We start from the raw sequence: 19,467 nt of genomic DNA on the forward strand, positions 1-19,467 counted from the left end.
ATGAAAACCCTACAAATGCGAGCCTTTAACGAAAGTGGCATAGAGCAAATGCGTATCTGGTTGGAACAGGCTAGACATAGCTCATCGATTTCAATCCCAATTGAGTTATTGGAATGCAATGAATTTACTGATGTGAGAGGTAAACCAATTTCTCCTGATATATTTAACCATAAGGCATTCAGCACAAAGTTGGATCTAGCAAAAGCCATAGACATAGCCGTGAAAGATGCAGGGCTTGAAGAAGAATCCTTAGAATCAGATCAAGGTTTCTGGAGCTGGTTAACGCTCAGATATGCTGATAACTTCATTGGGAATAAAGGAAATATAGGTGAATATGCTCTATGGATATATGAACCTGGTAACTGGCGAAAAGTATATCGTCAAAAAATGGCACCTCTTTGGTTAGCTTATAGAGCTCACCGAAATACCCCAGAATGTCTCAGAGCTGTATTGGGTATTCCGGTCAACAAGACTGGTGAAGTTTTTGAGCAGATGATGGCTAGGAAATGGATTGTACTAAGCACAGGAATTATGACATTAGTTACTAAACTTTATTTTGATGAACAGGAAGGGAAATTAAAAAAAGGGAGTGGAGGAAAAGATAAAGGAGCACCTAGACGTCTTTCAACCGTACTAGAACAGCTTGGGTTAACTTATGACATTGAGAAATTGGAATGGAATAAATTAGCTGCCATGCTACCAAAAGATTTCGATAGGTTCAAACCACTCTAGTTAATTAATCCTGTCATTGCATAATGTTAAAAAAATTATGCAATGACATTGCTCATTAATTATTAGTTATTTTCAGGTCAATTAAAAACATATTATAAATTAACCATCCTTACATAAAATAGAGTATGCTATTTTTGCAATTTTATTCGAAAGTAATGGCGGCACGGCATTACCAACTTGATGATACTGCTGTGTCCTTCCCCCTTGGAAGAAATAGTTGTCAGGAAATGTCTGCAAGCGGGCGGCTTCTCTCACTGTCAGACTGCGACATTGCCTTGGATCGTAGTGAATAAAGTAATGCCCATCCTTAGATATATGACTGGTGATTGTTGTTGATGGTGCATCAGCCAGCTGCACTCTGAATCTGTCAGAAAAATTGCCAGACTCCCAATTTTTATGATCCGGAGCCAATCCAGGCAGACAAAAATCTGTATGGCCTTTTGGTGAACGACCATATTCTTCAGCAAAACATGCCGCAAAACCATAACGGGCCAAATCATCAACGCGATGCCCTCTGGTTTCATGATTCAACCATACCTTAAGCTTGGGATCAGAATACCACTCATCTAACTCGTAATTGCCAATAAAACCAGACTTGTCATCTTTTTTAAGACGCAATGCACCAGTATTTCTTGCATCAAGGGTTTCAGCCACTGCAGACAATTTATTGGCAAGAGGCTTTATATGATCAGCGCCTAATGGTGCATGCAGGGCAAGTTCCATTAGTTGATCATTAACAGAAGAAACCCAATTTTCATAAGAATCTTCCTGCTTGCTCAACTTGCTTCTCAATACAGGCAAGCCCCCTATTACCTGCTTTACGGTAATGGGATCTTCCTTCGACAATTTCGGCAACTCAGTCAATATACGATCATCCCGAATGCCGAGCAAAATGACTCGGTGACGAGCTTGTGGAATGCCATAATCCTCTGATTGAATGATGAATTTTCTTGCATCAATTGCCTTGGGGTCATCACCATCCCTGAATACTTCGTCGCTAACCAGTGACACAATCTGGTAACGCAAATCATCATCGGGCATATCCAATGCAGCATTGGGATTTGCCAGATCTCGAAGTATCTGATGAAAAATGAAATCCCCATTTATTTTTGAAGAGAGGATGCCTTTGACATTCTCCATGACAAATATATCTGGCCTGTTTCTTTGAATAATCCGCAGATACTCTTTGTATAAAAAATGTCGATGGTCTTCTTCCGGTTTGTAATCGGATTTGCCCTTGTTTCTGGAACGCCCAGCAAGGGAGTATGCTTGGCAGGGCGGTCCGCCAATCAACACCCATGGCTGTGATTCGCTTCTGTTTTCAAGCGCCTTGGTAATCGCCTGATCAAGTCGTTGATTGCCAGATTCACTGCCGATCTCCAGACACATGGCTTCCAAACCAGCCTTTTCCCACAGGTCAATGCTCTTTTCCGTGTAGGGCTGTTCAGCATCTCCATTGCAATACTGGTAGTAATCGTGGAGGCAATCTCGCCGATGATTCTTGAGCAGACGATAAAAGGAGCGAAGCCTCAAGGTTTCACGCGCTATTGGGTCCTTCTCCGCGGAAACCCTAATCTCGAATGCCTTGCCATCGTTGAGAGATGAAAACCCCTCACCCAAACCACCAGGACCGGCAAACAAATCGACTACGGGGATGGATGATGAAAAAATGCTCATTGGTAATTACTGTGTTTTTGATCAGGCCATAAAGATACCAGGAAGCTTGCCAAGCAGGAAGCAAAAGCATGGATGTTGTCGATACAGCAACCCGTTCAGCCATGATGGCTGGCATAAAAAGCAAAAACACACGCCCTGAGCTGACACTGCGCAGATATCTTCATGGATTGGGATTTCGTTTTCGACTGCATGTCAAAGAGCTTCCCGGCAAACCTGATATCGTTCTTCCCCGCTACCGGCTCTGCATTTTCGTTCATGGCTGTTTTTGGCATCGCCATCCGGGCTGCCGCTTTGCTGCAACCCCCAAAAGCAATACCGAGTTCTGGCTGCAGAAATTTGCGGCCAATACCGAGCGTGATGAACTGGTTGAAAAACAGCTGCATGAAGCTGGCTGGCGAGTGTTCAGGATTTGGGAGTGCGGACTCAAAAATGCCGATGTTCAGACATTGAGCTGGCTGCAGGAACGGATAAAGGGAACAACTTCTTTTCTTGACTGGCCTGAGTTCGAAACCCTCTGAGTACCCTCTAGTCATGGTGCTCATGCGAACAGCTTGCCAAACTGCCTCAATCTTGCCCAAAACCCCGGCTAAATTATCCAGTTGCATAATAACCATGCGGCCTTGCGGTTGTTTAACTGGCCCTAACGTCAGATAATACCGCCCGCCTTCAAACCCCGATAACCCGACTTTCAGTGACGGTAATTGATGACTGAGTACCTGCTTTTATTGATCGGCACCGTGCTGGTTAACAACTTCGTGCTGGTGAAATTCCTCGGCCTCTGCCCCTTTATGGGGGTCTCCGGCAAGCTGGAAACCGCCATCGGCATGGGGCTGGCGACCACCTTCGTGATGACCCTCGCCAGTGCCAGCTCCTATCTGGTGGAGCACTATATCCTGCTGCCGCTGGATATCGCCTATCTGCGCACCCTCGCCTTTATTCTGGTGATCGCCGTGGTGGTGCAGTTTACCGAGATGGTGGTGCGCAAGAGCAGCCCGACCCTCTATCGCCTGCTGGGGATCTTCCTGCCCCTCATCACCACAAACTGTGCGGTGCTCGGGGTGGCGCTGCTCAGCATCAATGAGCGACACGACTTTATCCAGAGCGTGATCTACGGCTTTGGCGCCGCCACCGGCTTCTCGCTGGTGTTGATCCTGTTTGCCGCCATGCGCGAGCGTCTGGTCGCCGCCGATGTGCCCGCGCCGTTTCGCGGGGTGTCGATTGCCATGATCACCGCCGGTCTGATGTCGCTGGCCTTTATGGGCTTTACCGGCCTTATCAAGATATAACCATGATCCATATTCTCTTTGCCATTCTGGTGCTCACCCTGCTGGCGCTGGCGTTCGGGATTATCTTGGGCTTTGCCGCCGTCAAGTTTCATGTGGAAGCAGACCCCATCGTCGATCAGCTCGATGCCCTGCTGCCCCAGACCCAGTGTGGCCAGTGCGGCTATCCCGGCTGCAAACCCTACGCCGAGGCGCTCGCCAACGGCGATCAGATCAACAAGTGTGTGCCGGGTGGCGAGGCCACCATGCGCAAGATTGCCGATCTGATGGGGGTCGAGCCCCAGCCGCTGGGGGGCAGTGACGAGGCCGCCGTGCCGGTCAAAAAGGTCGCCTTTATCCACGAAGATCAGTGCATCGGCTGCACCAAGTGCATTCAGGCCTGCCCGGTGGATGCCATTGTCGGCGCCACCAAGGCGATGCATACCGTGATTGCCAACGAGTGCACCGGTTGCGATCTCTGTGTCGATCCCTGCCCGACCGACTGCATCGAGATGATCCCGGTGCCCACCACGGTCGATAACTGGAAGTGGGATCTCAATAACGTGCATGTTCCGGGCAAGATTCCGGTCAAGATAGTGGAATAAACAGCGGAGCAATCATGCATTCCTTACTCGAACGTATCAAAGCCGGCACGCTCTGGGACTTTCACGGTGGCATTCACCCCGCCGACAACAAGCTGCAATCAAGCCAGAGCCCGGTGGTAGACGCCGGTCTGCCACCGCGCCTCATTATTCCGCTGCGCCAGCACGCAGGCCCCGCCGGCGATCTGCTGGTGCAGGTGGGCGACAAGGTCAAAAAAGGGCAGCCACTGACCCGTTATGCCAAGGGTCGGATCGTCCCTGTCCATGCCTCCACCTCCGGCACCATCACCGAGATTGGCAACCACACGGTTGCCCACCCCTCCGGACTCGGCGATCTCTGCGTCATTCTCACCCCCGATGGCGAAGATGAGTGGGGCGAGCGCAATGGCAAAGCCGATTATTGGAATCTGGAGCGGGGCGAGCTGCTCGAGCGCATCCAGCAGGCAGGGGTAGCGGGCCTTGGCGGCGCCGTATTCCCGACCCACAGCAAGCTCGACGGCCGCGGCCAGCTCACCGAGATCCTGATCGTCAACGGGCTGGAGTGCGAACCCTATATCACCACCGACGATCGGTTGATGCAGCAGTATGCCGACGAGATTATGGATGGCATCCGGGTGCTCAAGCACCTGCTCAAACCCAAGCTGACCCTGATCGGGGTGGAAGACAACAAGCCCGAGGCGATCGAGCAGCTGACCCGCCACGCCACAGACCCGGATGTGCTGGTCAAGACGGTGCCAACCAAGTACCCCTCGGGCGGTGCCAAGCAGACCATCGAGCTGCTCACCGGCCGTCAGGTGCCCAAAGGTGGCCGCGCGGTCGATATCGGCATCATGGTGCTCAACGTCGCCACCGTGTTTGCCATCAAGCGCGCCATCATCGACGGCGAGCCGCTGATCGAGCGGATCGTCACCCTCACCGGCGACAGCTTCAAAAAGCCCGGCAACGCCTGGGTGCGCCTCGGTACGCCGGTGCGCTGGCTGTTGCAGCGTTTCGAGCTGCAACCGGAAGCGGAGCAGCGGGTGATCATGGGGGGCCCTATGATGGGCTTTACCCTGCCCCACGCCATGGTGCCTGTGGTCAAGGCCACCAACTGCCTGCTGGCGCCGACGCAGGCCGAACTGCCCGCCCCCGGCCCGGAGCAGCCATGCATCCGTTGCAGCGCCTGCGCCGATGCCTGCCCGGCTACCCTGCTGCCGCAAGAGCTCTACTGGTACAGCCGGGCCAAGGAGTATGACAAGGCCGAGAAGCTCAACCTGATGGACTGCATCGAGTGCGGCGCCTGCGCCTGGGTCTGCCCGAGCGAGATCCCGCTGGTGCAGTACTACAAGATCGCCAAAGACGACATTCGCGAAGCCCGTGCCGAGGCCGAAAAAGCCGAACGCGCCAAGCAGCGTTTCGAGGCCAAGCAGGCCCGTTTCGAGCGGGAGAAAGCAGCCCGCGAAGCGCGCCACGCCGAAGCCGCCGCCCAGCGCCGTCAGACCATGACGGCCGCAGGCGGGGAAGATCCGGTGGCAGCGGCACTGGCCCGCATCAAGGCCAAGCAGGATGCCCCCATCACTGCCATTGCCGCCACCGCCGAGGGCTTGCCTGACAACAGCGCCGTGATTGCCGCCCGCGAAGCCCGCAAACGGGAAGCGGAGGCGCGCCGCGCCGCCAAGCTGGCAGAGAACGCAAACAGCGACACTGCCGCTGCGGCGCAACCCGCCGAGGCGGTTGACCTCGCCAGCGATCCCAAGAAAGCGGCCATCGCCGCCGCACTGGCCCGCGCCAAGGCCAAGAAAGCCGCTCAGGCTGGCGAGAGCGCCGAGCCTGTGACTGCCGAAGCCGTTGCTGCGCCTGCGGTAGATGCTGATCAGCAAAAAGCAGAGGTTGATCCGAAAAAGGCGGCGATTGCTGCCGCCATTGCCCGCGCCAAGGCCAAAAAGGCCGAGGCGAATGGTGAACCGGTAAGCGCTGCCAACGGCACGGCAGCCGAGGTCAACACGCAAAATGATGCCCCTGTCGATCCCAAAAAAGCTGCAATTGCTGCCGCCATCGCCCGGGCCAAAGCCAAGAAGGCCGCCCAGCAGGGTAACAGCGCTGAGGGCGATCTGACTGCAAATGCTGGCGCCAGCGAATCCGCTGCAACCCAAAGTGATGCGCCATCTGCGGCCAGCGAAGCGGTCGATCCCAAGAAAGCCGCTATCGCCGCGGCCATTGCCCGCGCCAAGGCCAAAAAGCTGGCCCAACAGGGCGAAAGTGCCGGTGCTGAGGGTACGCAAGTTGAGCTATCAGCAAGCGCGGAGACCCGTGACGTGACGCTAGCCAAGAGCGAAGTAACCACCAGCCAAAGCGATACGGCTGCAAGCGAAGCGGTCGATCCCAAGAAGGCCGCTATCGCCGCTGCCATCGCCCGTGCCAAGGCCAAAAAGCTGGCCCAGCAGAGCGCAAGTACCAGTGCTGAGGTAGAAAGCGCTGGTACTCAGGTAGAGAGTGCCGGAACTGAGGGTGAGCGCGCACCGGCCGAGCCGATGCAAACCGATGCAGCCAGCAGTGAGCAACCACTTGCCGTCACTGCCGAGCCTGAAGCGAACGCCCCTGCGGCTGATGCCCCGGTTGATCCGAAAAAAGCGGCCATTGCAGCCGCCGTGGCCCGCGCCAAGGCGAAGAAGCTGGCGGCCGAGGCAGCCAGAGCCGCAGAGACCGCCGCTGAAGATGCCCCGTCAGCCGACCGAACAACCACAAGGTAATCGACAGACTCATGTTCAATATTGCGACTGCGCCGTTTGCCCATAACCGCAAACAGACCCGAACCCTGATGCTGCTGGTGATCCTGGCCTGCGTGCCGGGCTTGCTGGCCCAGACCTGGTTCTTCGGCTGGGGCTCCTTTATCCAGATCCTGCTGGCGTTGGTGACCGCGCTGCTGTGCGAGGCGCTGGTGCTCAAGCTGCGGGGCCGCGCCATCAAGCCTGCCCTGATGGATGGCAGTGCGGCGCTCACCGCCGTGCTGATCGGTCTCTCCCTGCCGCCGCTGCTGCCGTGGTGGATGCTGGTGGTGGGCACGGCTTTTGCCATCATCGTCGCCAAACACCTTTACGGCGGACTGGGTCAGAACCTGTTCAACCCGGCCATGGTCGCCTATGTGCTGCTGCTGGTCTCCTTCCCGGTGCAGATGACCAGCTGGCTGCCGCCGGAGAGCGTGCGCGCCTACAGCCTCGGCTTTGGTGATGCGGCGTCGGTCATCTTCACCGGCTTTAGCCTCGACGGCTACAGCATGGCCCAGCTCAAGCAGGGGGTGGATGGTCTCACCATGGCAACTCCCCTCGATACCCTGAAAACCGGCCTGACTCAGGGGCTCACCACCGGCGAGATCCTGAGCGGCCCACTGTTTGAGGGTTGGGGCGGCATCGGCTGGAGCTGGGTCAACCTCGGCTATCTGCTGGGCGGCCTCTTCCTGCTGCAACAGAAGGTGATCAACTGGCGCATTCCCACCGCGATTCTCGGTGCCCTGCTGGCGGCCTCCACCATCGGCTATCTGGTAAGCCCGGATGCGACTGCCACGCCCATGTTCCATCTCTTTAGCGGCGCGACTATGCTGGGGGCCTTCTTTATCGCCACCGATCCGGTCAGCGCCTGCACCACGCCGCGTGGCCGACTGGTCTATGGCGTGCTGATCGGGGTGCTGGTCTACATCATTCGCCGCTTTGGCGGCTATCCCGATGCGTTTGCCTTCGCCGTGCTGCTGGCCAACCTCTGCGTACCCTTTATTGACAGCCTGACTCGCCCGAAAGTGTATGGAGCCCGTCGCCAATGATGTTTCTGCCCTTTTCCCCCATCACAGCTGACGGAGCCCGGACATGTTAAAGAGCATGCGCAAGAACGGCCTTATTCTGGCGATGTTCGCGCTCGGCTGTACCGCGCTGGTGGTACTGACCAACGAGCTGACCAAGGATAAAATCGCTCACCAGCAACAGCTGGAGAAACAGCAGACCCTCTCGGTATTGCTGCCAGAGGGGAGCTATGACAACGATCTGGTGGCCAGCTGCAAGCAGGTGACCAGCAGGAAGTATCTCGGCAGCGATCAGCCGCAGGCCCTCTATACCGCCAGCAAAAATGGCGTGGTGACCGGCTATGCATTGGAGGCGATTGCGCCGGATGGCTACAGCGGGGCGATCCGCATCGTGGCGGGCTTTGATGCCAAGGGCACCATCACCGCCGTGCGTGTGCTCGCTCACAACGAGACCCCGGGCCTGGGTGACAAGATCGAGCTGAAGAAATCGGACTGGATCAACAGCTTTGCCGGAAAATTCCTGACCCATGACAACGAGCCCCAGTGGGCGGTGAAGAAAGATGGCGGCGAGTTCGATGCCTTTACCGGCGCCACCATCACCCCGCGAGCCGTGGTCAAGGCGGTGAAGAACCTGCTTAAACTGCAGCAGGAGCAACCCGAACTGCTCAGCAACGCCCCGGCTTGTCCGGCGGCGAACTAACGGAGTCGAGCCATCATGAACCAGATGGAACAGATTGAAACGGGCGCAGCCCCGATTACCGAGCTGGAAAGCCGCAAGGGCGAGCTCAAGGAGCTGATGAGTCAGGGGCTGTGGAAGAACAACCCCTCGCTGGTGCAGGTGCTGGGGCTCTGCCCGACCCTCGCCGTCTCCTCCACCTTTACCAATGCGCTGGGGCTGGGCCTTGCCACCATGGCAGTGCTGGTCTGCTCCAACCTCGCCGTCTCTCTGGTGCGCAACTGGGTGCCGAAGGATATTCGCATCCCGGTCTATGTGATGATCATCGCTTCGCTGGTGACCAGCGTGCAGCTGCTGATGAACGCCTACACCTATGGCCTCTATCAGGCGCTCGGCATCTTTATCGCCCTCATCGTCACCAACTGCGTCATCATCGGCCGCGCCGAGGCCTATGCCTCCAAGAACCCGCCGCTGCTGGCGGCCCTCGACGGCCTGATGATGGGCCTTGGCTTTACTCTGGTGCTGCTGGTACTGGGCGGCATGCGCGAGATCATCGGCATGGGCACCCTGTTTGATGGCGCCGAGCTGCTGCTGGGCGAGTGGGCCAAATCCCTGCGCATCGAGCTGTTCCACGCCGATGCCAGCCTGCTGCTGGCGATTTTGCCGCCGGGCGGCTTTATCGGGTTGGGACTGTTGATCGCCGCCAAGAACGCCATCAACGACTGGCGGGACCGCAAACAGGCCGCTACCGTAGCCCACTGCAACGTTGCCCCGGCCCGCGTCCGGGCGACCGAACTATGACCGGACGCAAGGCATGAACAACCAGAAACGCAGAGAGATCCTCGAGCGACTGCGGGCAAACAACCCCCACCCCACCACAGAGCTCAACTTCAACTCGCCGTTTGAACTCCTGATCGCCGTGCTGCTCTCGGCGCAGGCGACCGATGTCAGCGTCAACAAGGCAACCGACAAGCTCTATCCGGTGGCCAACACCCCGCAGGCAATGCTGGATCTCGGGGTGGACGGGCTCAAGGAGTACATCAAGACCATTGGCCTCTTCAACACCAAGGCCGAGAACGTCATCAAGACCTGCGCCATCTTGCTGGAGCGCCACGGCGGCGAGGTACCTGAGAACCGCGAAGCGCTGGAAGCCCTGCCCGGCGTCGGCCGCAAGACCGCCAACGTGGTGCTCAACACCGCCTTTGGCTGGCCCACCATCGCCGTCGATACCCATATCTTCCGAGTATCGAACCGCACCGGCTTTGCGGTAGGCAAGAACGTGGATCAGGTGGAGGAGAAGCTGCTCAAAGTGGTACCCGCCGAGTTCAAGTTGGATGTCCACCACTGGCTGATCCTGCACGGACGTTACACCTGTCTGGCTCGCAAGCCCCGTTGTGGTTCCTGTATCATCGAGGACTTGTGCGAGTACAAAGAGAAGGTCTATCCCGAGAGCTGAATGACTGGGCGCCACAACCGTCCTACCTGTCTCGCTCGCAAACATCTGCTGCAGTGGTTCCTGTATCATCGAGGACCTCTGCGAGTACAAAGAGAAGGTCTATCCCGAAAGCTGATAGCCTCGCAACCGAGATTGAAAGCAGTACACATCACCAACCCGGAGAACTGAGCAATGAGAATTCTGCATACCATGCTGCGTGTCGGCGATCTGCAACGCTCCATCGACTTCTACACCCGTGTCCTTGGCATGAAGCTGCTGCGCAAGAGCGAGAACAGCGAGTACAAGTACACCCTGGCCTTCGTCGGTTACGGTGACGAGAAGGATGAAGCGGTGATCGAGCTGACCTACAACTGGGGGGTGAGCGAGTACGAACTGGGCTCTGCCTATGGCCACATCGCGCTGGAAGCGGACGACATCTATGCCACTTGCGATGCCCTGCGCGCCGCCGGTGCCAAGATCACCCGCGAACCGGGCCCGGTCAAGGGCGGTACCACCGTCATCGCCTTCGTCGAAGATCCGGACGGTTACAAGATTGAACTGATCGCCAAGAAAGATGCCGGTACTGGCCTCGGTGACAGCTTCTAAGCTGCCCTAATCCCGCTGCCTAATGGCAGGATCAAAAAAGAGCGCAGATGCGCTCTTTTTTATGCTTCTCTGACCGGGCCGCAAAGCTAGATCTCGCCGTTACGCCCCATGCTGATCACCACACGCCGGTTCTTGGCACGACCCTGTTCGGTTTCGTTGGAGGCGACGTGCTGCTTCTCGCCATGCCCCTCCACCGAGATCTTGCCGGGATCGATCCCCAGATCGACAAACACCTTCTTGATGGCATCGGCCCGCTTCTCGGAGAGTTTCAGGTTCGGCCAGCGGCCGCCATAGCTGTCGCTGTAGGCGTCGATCACCACCACATCGATGCTCTTGTCCGCCTTGATAAACTCGCTGATCATCGCCAGCCGCCGCTTGGAGGGGATGGAGAGCTGATCGCTGTTCTTGTCGTAGGTAAGCACGCTAAAGGCGATGTCATTGAAGCTGTAGGGCAAGAGCCCGCTCAGACAGTCGATAAAAGCCTGATATTTCACCCGAAAGTTGACCGACGAGAGGGACACCCGCACCGCGCGGTTCTGGCGATACCAGTCCCGATACTGGAAGGTCGGCATCCGCCCCCCCTCCAGCTCGTCGAGCATGGTCCAGGCGGTTTGCCCCTCTACCAGCCCATCGAACTGCTGATAGAAGCGCAGCTGGCTCACTTCTCGCCCGGCGATCCCCGGGCGCCATACCGGTGGCATGATGCCAAGACTCACCGTCTGTGTCTGGGCCTGTGGCCGCTTGCCCTTGAGCTCGAAGTCGAGGTTGATCTTGCGCCCGGCGCGGCTGACAAAGGCCCCCGTTCCCCAATTGGGAATAGGGTGTTCGAGGCGACACTCAATCTGGGTATCGGAGGTCAAACGCCAGACGGATTGATCCAGACCGGCACCAAATTCGGTGACCCCAGCCTGTAACTGCATACTCACGGATATGCTGACCAACCCCAACACCCAAGCGTTCAATTGCTTGTCCTCCACACGATCTCACAAGGGGTATCGGCGGCAAGAGGCCAAGCTTTAGCGACAAACTGCAAAGGCGTGCCGTTGGTGTGGCAAAGGCTTGCCCCCGGCGGCAACCGACCACAAGCGGCGCTCACTCTCCCCCTCTTTGCTCCGTGCCAACCGGCAGGAAGCTCGCTACAGTAAAGCCAGGGCAATCAGACGCCGCTTATCGGGAACCAAACTCATGCACCGCTCTTGCTCCTCTTTATTGCAGATGTTGTTGCCAATGCTGCTGGCGCTATCCGGCGGCGCCGTCAAGGCTGCAACACAGGATCAGGAGTGGGCACAGGAGCGCGCCAATGCGGTGCTTTCGCTGATGACCTTCACCGTGGTGCCCGACATCACCGCCAGCAACCTCGATATCGGCAGCGGCACCAATCAATCTGCCGCCCTTAACATGACCCAGATCGGTGGCGGCGCCACCATGAGCGAAGCCGTGCCCATCTATCTGGAAGGGGCGATCGGCTTTAGCCGCTACGATCCCCAGTTTGTGGTGAGCAACGGCACCGAGAGCCGCACCCTCCCGACCAAATGGAACAGCCTGACCGCATCTGGTGGGGTCGGCTGGGATATCGCCCTCCATGAAGACCCGCGCGGTGGCCACTGGGTGCTGCGCCCTATCGCCAACGTCTCGCTCGGTACCATGGCCAGCGATCTGCGGATCGGCAACTGGCTGCTGGAGCGCACCAAGGGCTACTCGCTGGATTTTCTCGATGGTGGGCAGCTCAATATGTACGGACTGGGGGGCTCGCTGATGCTCGACTACGAGCTCTTTTCAAAGGCGCAGGATATCGATATCGAAGTGCGCTACTCCTACCAGCACCTGCAGAGCTTTGGCGGTACCTCGACCAGCGTCCGTGGTCACGCCGAGGCGGAGAACCTCGGTCTCTATCTGCGTCGCCGGGCCCCGCTGTTTGACTGGACACTGCTCGACAGACCGGTGCGCTATGTACTGGAGGGGGCCCATACCGCATATCTGGGGGAGCAGCGGGGATTGCTTGGCTTTGACTCCCTCAACTCCATCGGCGCCGGTCTGGAGCTGGACAGCAGCAAGTACGACATCATTGTCACTCGCACCCGGCTGGTTGCCCGCTATATGTTCAGCCACAACACCAGCGGTTATTCCATCGGGTTGGCCATGAGTTTCTAAGTCGTTATATTTTCCTGCCACGAATGGGGAATCCTCTGGGAAAACACATTAACACTCCATATAATCATGCATCTATTGACGGAGGGTTTATTTATCTTGTCCCCTTCATATTCCTCACCACCCTGCCATATCAGGTAAAAATATCCACCTGCTGGTAGGCTAATCCTCCCCTCGCACACCGAATATTGGAGTTTTTGTCTTTGTATTTACGGCGCGCAATGGCTGATTGGCCCTTGATGTCGCCAGCCTGTGCCCGCTTGCAACAGAAAAAATACCAAACGCCCGACATCATAGACCGATGGCCAACTTTATCGATGCCCATAAGGAACCATTTCGGATGGTCCCCCATCTTTTGCAAAGTGCCCAGAACACACCTAACTCTTTGTTTTAAATGCTTTATAGTTTTTCATATTTTATGAATCCAATTAATCCTGTTTTATTTTACTTACATCACCCGACTGCTAAATTTGGCGTCATCCCGGCAGGACCAGGCGCACTGAAACGACTGACTGCGGGCTACCGATAACAGGTGTGCAATGGGCACAGAAATAACGTTAAGGCATAGCAACCGTTATTTTGACGACATCACACTTGCTGATCCTTGTTGATTTGAGGTTATCTGATGAAAAAAACGCTGCTTGCTCTCTCTGTATTGTTCATGACCGGAACCGCATATGCAGGGGTGCCTGATTTATCCGCCAGTTGTCCTGGACATATTAATCTTCGCGTCGAAGATGGCACGGCTTATATCAATAACCAGCCAGTTCCACTTAAAAAAGTGAATTCAAATTTCTACGAGGCGAGCAAGGGGCGCACCACCCTCTCCATGGTGAAAAATGGCGACTGGGGCATCACCTATTTTGTCCAAAATGGCGACAGCGGCGCCTGCCAGCCCAATGACGATGAGAACAATGACGACGGCGATGATAATGAAATCGCCAGTAGCAGTGTCTACAACGGTAGCACTGCGCAAACCAAGGTTGCCGAGAACGCCTGCATGAACGCCGTCGCCAGAAAAGCGGGCGTCAGCCGCAGCAAACTGACCCTCGACTATGTGGCCGGCTCCCAGGCGGGGATGATGATTGATATCAAGGGGCCCCATGACCGGCTCTGGCACTGCCTCACCGACTCCCGCGGCCATATTTCTGGCATCAATCAGGACTGATTTCGAGCCACGGCTCAGCGGGGCCCACACCGACCGTAGGGGCTCCACCCCTTATCCATTGCAATTATTTGATACAGGTAAATGAAGATGAAATCCAAACAGACTCTGCTCAATGTCGCCCTCGGTTGCCTGCTGGCGGTCGGTATCTCCGGCTGCGCCGTGGCCAAAACCCATCATGGCCACAAGACCCATGCCCAAGCGCACGCTCAGGAAGGGGCCGTGCAGTATGGGGACGAGAGCCCGTGGGCTGGCAACTATAAAGCAGTCACTGACGATGGCCGCACCGTGGCCGAAATTCACGTCGATACCACAGGGGAGACCTATATCGATGGCAATCAGGTCAAACCGAGCCACAGCGGCAGCGACTACCTGAAATTCAAGCAGGAGACCATCACTTACACCCTGCGCAACAGCGGCGCCAGCTGGAAAGACAGTGATGCTGGCACCAGCGGCCGCATCCTGTTCGATTGATAATCCCGACAACGGCCTGCCAGACCCCAAGCCCCGCCAAGGGGCTTTTTTGCACCTGTAAAATACTATCAGCCTCTGCATGATCACCAACGAGAAAGTAGCACGTCGCAAACTCAGCCTGCTAGAGCTCGCCAAAGAGCTCAATAACGTCAGCAAAGCCTGCAAGCTCATCGGCTACAGCCGTCAGCAGTTCTACGAAATTCGCCGTAATTACCAGACCTATGGCGCCGAGGGATTGCTCGACAAATTGCCTGGCTGTAAAGGGGCTCATCCCAATCGGGTCGCTCCCGAGATTGAACAGGCCATCCTCGATTACTCCCTCACCAGACCAACTCAAGGCCCGCTGCGGGTCGCGCAAGAACTGGCTCTGCAAGGCATCAATGTCAGTGCGGGCGGTGTGCGTGGCGTGTGGCAACGGCACGACTTGCTCTCTAAACACGACCGCTTGCTGCGCCTTGAGAAAACTCACCGTGAGCAGACCATTGAGCTCAATGACGAGCAAATTCGCCTGTTAGAGCGATTCAGTCCCGAGTTCCGAGAACGCCAGATTGAGGTTCACTACACCGGAGAACTGGTGGCGGTCGACACCTTCTTCGTCGGCGCGCTCAAGGGGGTTGGCAAGGTGTATCTACAAACCGTGCTGGACTGCTACAGTCGCCACGCCTGGGGAAGGCTCTACACCAGCAAGCTGCCCATCACCTCGGTACATGTGCTCAACGAAACGGTGCTGCCATTCTTTGAAACCCACGAGGCACGGGTCTACACCATCCTATCGGATAACGGACGTGAGTTCTGTGGGCGCCCAGACCATCATCCCTACGAGCTGTTCCTGCAACTGGAGGGGATTGGGCACCGGACAACCAAGGTACGTAGGCCGCAAAGCAACGGCTTTATCGAGCGGCTGCATCGCACACTGCTGGATGAACACTTCCGAATCAAGGGGAGGACGACCTGGTATTAGTCGGTAGAGCAGATGCAGACAGACCTGGATAGCTATCTGGTGCACTACAACACCCAGCGGCCACATCAGGGCAGGATGATGGAGTGTCAAACCCCCTACAGCATGTTCAAGAAGGGTCTGAAATTGATACCGAAGGAAGTGCGCTCTAAAGTAGCGTAAACAAGACACCGGTTTGAGGCCGGTGTCAGGTGATAACTAGATCTGTACAAATTAACCGAGACCGGCAATTTGCCAACTATCACTAGAAATTACAATCCGGCGATTCACCAGAACTCCGTTACGCAATAGCAATGCAGCCAAAAAGAAAATGGCCGAGATATCATCTCGGCCATTCGTAGCTTGGTCAAAGACTCAAGCCTGGATATTACTCATGTGCAACTTATTAGAAGTTGTACTGCAGAGCAACAGTCCACTCGTCGTCTTGCTTGTCGATGCCCTGGATCTTGTACTCGGTGTAAGCTTTCAGCTTCGGAGTGAAGGCATATTGAACACCCAGCAGGGTCTCGTCAACCAGATCCTTGTAAGTAGAACCGGCAGCTTGAGCGTTAGCCTTGCCTTCTTTGAAGTTGTAGCCAGCCAGGAAGGTCCAAGCGTCTACGTTGTAAGAAGCAGCCAGCTCGTAACCACGGCCGTCATCTTTCATGCCCAAGCTCTTGTTCTTCACTTCGCCTTCAGTGTAAACACCAGCGAAGTAGAAACCATTGATAGCGTAGTGCGCGCCCACAGCCCACTCGTCTTTCTTACCAGTGTGGCCATTAACTTTGTTTTGCAGGTCAGAGTAGGCATAACCGGCATTGAAGCCCAGACCGAAGTCAAAGTCATAACCAGCAGCTACGCCGTAAGCTTTCTTACGCTTAACGTCTTTACCCCAAATAGCGTCTTCTTTGATCTTCTGACCAACGTCAGTGATTTTGACCGCTACGTCATCGTTGGTTTGGTAGGAAACTTTACCTTTGAAACCACCGAAGGTGTTGGAGTAGATGATTTGACCTTCTTGACGACCGTCATAGAAGTTACCGGCATCGCCCCACTCGTTGAAAATATCGGTCGGCTCGAGTACGTCGTAGAAAGCGGTATCGGTCTGACCGAAGATGATTTTACCGTACTGGGAACCATCAAAACCGGCATAGATGTGACGCGGATCGATGTCGCTGGTGTTGCTACCAGAGTTTTCAGCAGCTACTTGCCACTCGGTTTTAGCAATGGCAGACCAGGTGTTGTTCAGAGCTACTTTACCAGACCAGCCCAGACGGGTTGCACCAACCAGTTCTGCTGATTTGTCGTTAGCTTCGCCGTAGTAGTTAGCCTGTACACGGCCGTATACGTCGAAAGTGGTGCCGTCTTTGTCATAGATCACTGCGGCGTTAGCGGCGGATGCAAACAGAGCCGGAATAGCAATAGCCAGAATTGTCTTTTTCATAGTTTCCAATGCCTACTGTAATTAAACACTAAGTTGTTGTTATTCCCTGTGTTAGCGATGTTCTTTGCATCACTATGCCGCCGAGACTAGCACCGGATTTTTTGAACCGCAATGAAAAAACTTGGAACTTTTTACGGAAACCATAGTCATGGAGGCAAAAATGTGAGCCAAGTCTCACCTAGCGGCAAGGCAAAAGGAAAACGTTTACAATGAATCCTGCTGATTATTTGGACTCAAATAGTCTATTTTGCATGCAAATAACGCTAACTACCTGATAAACAACCAAAGTGGTCTGATCAGCGTAAAACAGCCGTGATAATGGCAGTTGCCTCGACCTCACCAAGGGGTTGCGGGTATCCTTGTCCTTCGATTAACCTCTAACTGGCCTTCTCTTCATGCTCTCTACTCGCCTTAAAGCCACCATTCGTCAAACCTATCGCCAGATTTCGGATGGATTACCCGGTTTTGTGCCGCGCAAAGAGCAGAACTTTCTGGTGGCAGAGATAGCCAAAACCCTGACCGGCGAGTACGACAAGCAGCGCCGGATCCTGGTGGCCGAAGCGGGCACCGGTATCGGCAAATCCCTCTCCTATGCGCAGGGTGCCATCCCGGTGGCGCGGCTCACCCAGAAGAAGCTGGTGATCTCTACCGCCACCGTGGCCCTGCAAGAGCAGCTGATCCACAAAGACCTTCCTTTTTACCACCGCCACAGCGAGCTGCCGTTTCGCTTTATGCTGGTCAAGGGGCGTCAGCGCTACTGTTGCGAGCATCTGCTGGAGCAGGCAGCCAGTGGCGCCGAGATGGCCAACTTCGAGCTCGACTTTGGCAGTCTGAGCAAATCCAAACCATCTGACAGCGACAAAGATCGCTACCAGGCTCTGTGGCAGGCCTACACCAATGGCAAGTGGGATGGGGATCGGGACAACTGGCCGGAGCCCATTCCCGACACTTGCTGGGATCGCATCGCCGCCGACCGCCACACCTGCAACAAGGCGCTGAGCCATCACCAGCACTGCCCCTTTCATCGCGCCCGCAACGACATGGAGAGCGCCGATGTGCTGGTGGTGAACCATGCGCTGCTGCTCTCCGATCTCACCATGGGCGGTGGCATCATTCTGCCTCCCCCTGATGAGTGCATCTATGTGCTGGATGAGGCCCATCACCTGCCCACTATCGCCCGGGATCACGGCGCAGCGTCGGCCAGCGTCAAAGGCTCGCGCCGCTGGCTGGAGAAGCTGGTACAAAGTGCAGGCAAGCTGGCGCGGACTCTTAATAAGGAGAGCCTGCTCGACCCCCAACTCAAGCTGCAGGATGCACTGGCCTCCATCCAGCCCGACCTGAAGGCGGTCGAGCAGTGGCTCAGCGCCAACGATCGGCTGTTTGGCAGTGAACCTCACTACCGCTTTGCCGAAGGGGTATTGCCGGATCCCCTGCCCATGCTGGCGGAGAATCTCAAGGAGTCGAGCAAGAAGGCACTGCGGGCGCTGGATCGGATGCAAGGGGCCATAGGTGAAGCGCTGAAAGATGGCGAGATCCGCCGCAAGGAGGCCGAACCTCTGCTGGCAGAGAGCGGTTTTCATCTGCAGCGGCTGGAGAGTTTCTGCGCCCTGTGGGAGATGCTGGGGCGCCATGTCCCGACCGGTAAAACCCCGCTCGCCCGCTGGATGGCCAAGAGCGATGACGGCGATATCTGGCTGCATGCCTCCCCCATAGAGGTGGGCTATCTACTGGAGGAGTGGCTCTGGTCAAAATGTTTGGGGGCCGTGCTGGTCTCCGCGACCCTCACCGCCCTCTCTTCCTTTAGTTATTTTCGCCATCAGGTGGGGCTCAAGGAGCACGACGGCACCCGCTATCTGCGCCTGCGCTCCCCCTTTGACTATCAGAAAGCCGAGCTCTATCTGCCCAAAATGGAGCACGAACCCAACTCGCCGGCCTTTACCAACGAGCTCATCAGCGTACTGCCACGCATTTTGGCGGGCAAGGAGGCGAGTCTGGTGCTCTTCTCCTCCTACCGCCAGATGAATGAGGTGGCCATTGGCTTGCGAGCCAAGGGGCTGTCACTGCTGGTGCAGGGGGAAGCCTCCCGCAATGCCCTGCTCACCCTGCACAAACAAAAATGCGATGGCGGTCAGGCCAGCATCCTGTTTGGTACCGGCAGCTTCTCGGAGGGGCTGGATCTGCCGGGTCACTACCTTACCAATCTGGTCATCACCAAGCTCCCCTTTGCGGTGCCCAACTCGCCGGTCGAGGAGGCTACTGCCGAGTGGGTGGAGCAACGAGGCGGCAACCCCTTCCTGCAACTGACGGTCCCGGAGGCATCGCGCAAGCTTATCCAGGCCTGTGGCCGCCTCATCCGCAAAGAGGCTGATCGGGGACGGGTCACCATTCTCGACCGCCGCCTGCTGACCAAACGTTATGGCAAGGGGCTGCTCGACGCCCTCCCCCCGTTTACACGGCGGATCGAATAAATAAGTCGGTCGCTATTGATAAACAAACTGACAGCAGCGCGAACATCGACCACCAGAAAGAGCCATTGCCGC

17 protein-coding genes and 1 pseudogene are annotated in these 19,467 nt (G+C 56.2%); 15 read left to right on the forward strand and 3 right to left on the reverse strand.

The genetic code is table 11. The features are described 5' to 3' along the window. Positions 1-732, forward strand: coding sequence for a hypothetical protein (locus I6L41_RS08850; protein ID WP_216963480.1), 732 nt, complete (start codon positions 1-3; stop codon positions 730-732). Positions 733-831: 99 nt separating this feature from the next. On the opposite strand, the gene I6L41_RS08855 is transcribed toward I6L41_RS08850, so the two are convergent. Further along, complete coding sequence (locus I6L41_RS08855) at positions 832-2,409, reverse strand: DNA cytosine methyltransferase (protein WP_216963483.1); 1,578 nt, start codon at positions 2,407-2,409, stop codon at positions 832-834. Positions 2,410-2,477: 68 nt separating this feature from the next. Here I6L41_RS08855 and I6L41_RS08860 point away from each other — a divergent pair, with 68 nt between their 5' ends. From I6L41_RS08860 to gloA, 9 genes are all read left to right on the forward strand, one after another. Then, positions 2,478-2,927, forward strand: a complete 450-nt coding sequence (locus tag I6L41_RS08860) for a very short patch repair endonuclease (RefSeq protein ID WP_216963486.1) — start codon at positions 2,478-2,480, stop codon at positions 2,925-2,927. 186 nt (positions 2,928-3,113) lie between these two features. Continuing rightward, positions 3,114-3,695 carry an electron transport complex subunit RsxA gene (gene rsxA / locus I6L41_RS08865; protein WP_005337600.1) on the forward strand — a complete coding sequence of 194 codons (582 nt, stop codon included), beginning with the start codon at positions 3,114-3,116 and terminating at the stop codon, positions 3,693-3,695. Positions 3,696-3,697: 2 nt separating this feature from the next. Then, positions 3,698-4,276, forward strand: coding sequence for an electron transport complex subunit RsxB (gene rsxB / locus I6L41_RS08870; protein WP_005350799.1), 579 nt, complete (start codon positions 3,698-3,700; stop codon positions 4,274-4,276). A 14-nt stretch (positions 4,277-4,290) separates the two neighbouring features. Beyond that, the gene (gene rsxC, locus I6L41_RS08875; protein ID WP_216963488.1) at positions 4,291-7,002 is read left to right on the forward strand and encodes an electron transport complex subunit RsxC; all 2,712 of its coding nucleotides are present in this window, start codon (positions 4,291-4,293) and stop codon (positions 7,000-7,002) included. 11 nt (positions 7,003-7,013) lie between these two features. Beyond that, entirely contained in the window at positions 7,014-8,066 is a 1,053-nt protein-coding gene (rsxD, locus tag I6L41_RS08880; protein ID WP_005337606.1) for an electron transport complex subunit RsxD, read from the forward strand. Between the two features lie 43 nt (positions 8,067-8,109). After that, complete coding sequence (gene rsxG / locus I6L41_RS08885; protein ID WP_005359614.1) at positions 8,110-8,742, forward strand: electron transport complex subunit RsxG; 633 nt, start codon at positions 8,110-8,112, stop codon at positions 8,740-8,742. A 24-nt stretch (positions 8,743-8,766) separates the two neighbouring features. Continuing rightward, positions 8,767-9,519 carry an electron transport complex subunit E gene (locus I6L41_RS08890; protein WP_216963896.1) on the forward strand — a complete coding sequence of 251 codons (753 nt, stop codon included), beginning with the start codon at positions 8,767-8,769 and terminating at the stop codon, positions 9,517-9,519. A 13-nt stretch (positions 9,520-9,532) separates the two neighbouring features. Further along, positions 9,533-10,174 (forward strand): endonuclease III, encoded by a 642-nt coding sequence (nth, locus tag I6L41_RS08895; RefSeq protein WP_005350790.1) that lies wholly within the window; start codon positions 9,533-9,535, stop codon positions 10,172-10,174. Positions 10,175-10,345: 171 nt separating this feature from the next. Further along, entirely contained in the window at positions 10,346-10,759 is a 414-nt protein-coding gene (gene gloA / locus I6L41_RS08900) for a lactoylglutathione lyase (RefSeq protein WP_005347113.1), read from the forward strand. A gap of 86 nt (positions 10,760-10,845) precedes the next feature. Here the strand turns inward: gloA and I6L41_RS08905 are convergent, their stop codons facing one another. Further along, on the reverse strand, positions 10,846-11,721 hold the full coding sequence (locus I6L41_RS08905; protein WP_005337611.1) for an OmpA family protein: 876 nt from the start codon (positions 11,719-11,721) through the stop codon (positions 10,846-10,848). 223 nt (positions 11,722-11,944) lie between these two features. On the opposite strand from I6L41_RS08905, the gene I6L41_RS08910 reads away from it, so the two are divergent. The 4 genes and pseudogenes from I6L41_RS08910 to I6L41_RS08925 all read left to right on the forward strand — a co-directional run bounded on the left by I6L41_RS08910 (position 11,945) and on the right by I6L41_RS08925 (position 15,666). Then, entirely contained in the window at positions 11,945-12,910 is a 966-nt protein-coding gene (locus I6L41_RS08910; RefSeq protein ID WP_139406468.1) for an autotransporter domain-containing protein, read from the forward strand. Positions 12,911-13,532: 622 nt separating this feature from the next. Next, positions 13,533-14,075: a hypothetical protein gene (locus I6L41_RS08915; protein ID WP_216963490.1), complete on the forward strand. Its 543-nt coding sequence runs from the start codon at positions 13,533-13,535 to the stop codon at positions 14,073-14,075. Positions 14,076-14,162: 87 nt separating this feature from the next. Continuing rightward, positions 14,163-14,546: a hypothetical protein gene (locus I6L41_RS08920; RefSeq protein WP_216963492.1), complete on the forward strand. Its 384-nt coding sequence runs from the start codon at positions 14,163-14,165 to the stop codon at positions 14,544-14,546. A 79-nt stretch (positions 14,547-14,625) separates the two neighbouring features. After that, a pseudogene (locus tag I6L41_RS08925) lies at positions 14,626-15,666 on the forward strand (IS481 family transposase). A 223-nt stretch (positions 15,667-15,889) separates the two neighbouring features. Here the strand turns inward: I6L41_RS08925 and I6L41_RS08930 are convergent. Then, the gene (locus tag I6L41_RS08930; protein WP_021231018.1) at positions 15,890-16,927 is read right to left on the reverse strand and encodes a porin; all 1,038 of its coding nucleotides are present in this window, start codon (positions 16,925-16,927) and stop codon (positions 15,890-15,892) included. A 395-nt stretch (positions 16,928-17,322) separates the two neighbouring features. Between I6L41_RS08930 and dinG the strand changes: the two genes are divergently transcribed. Beyond that, positions 17,323-19,395, forward strand: a complete 2,073-nt coding sequence (dinG, locus tag I6L41_RS08935; RefSeq protein WP_201912583.1) for an ATP-dependent DNA helicase DinG — start codon at positions 17,323-17,325, stop codon at positions 19,393-19,395. Positions 19,396-19,467: the final 72 nt, after the last annotated feature.

This window comes from Aeromonas sp. FDAARGOS 1411, assembly GCF_019047125.1.
GTDB lineage: Bacteria > Pseudomonadota > Gammaproteobacteria > Enterobacterales > Aeromonadaceae > Aeromonas > Aeromonas veronii.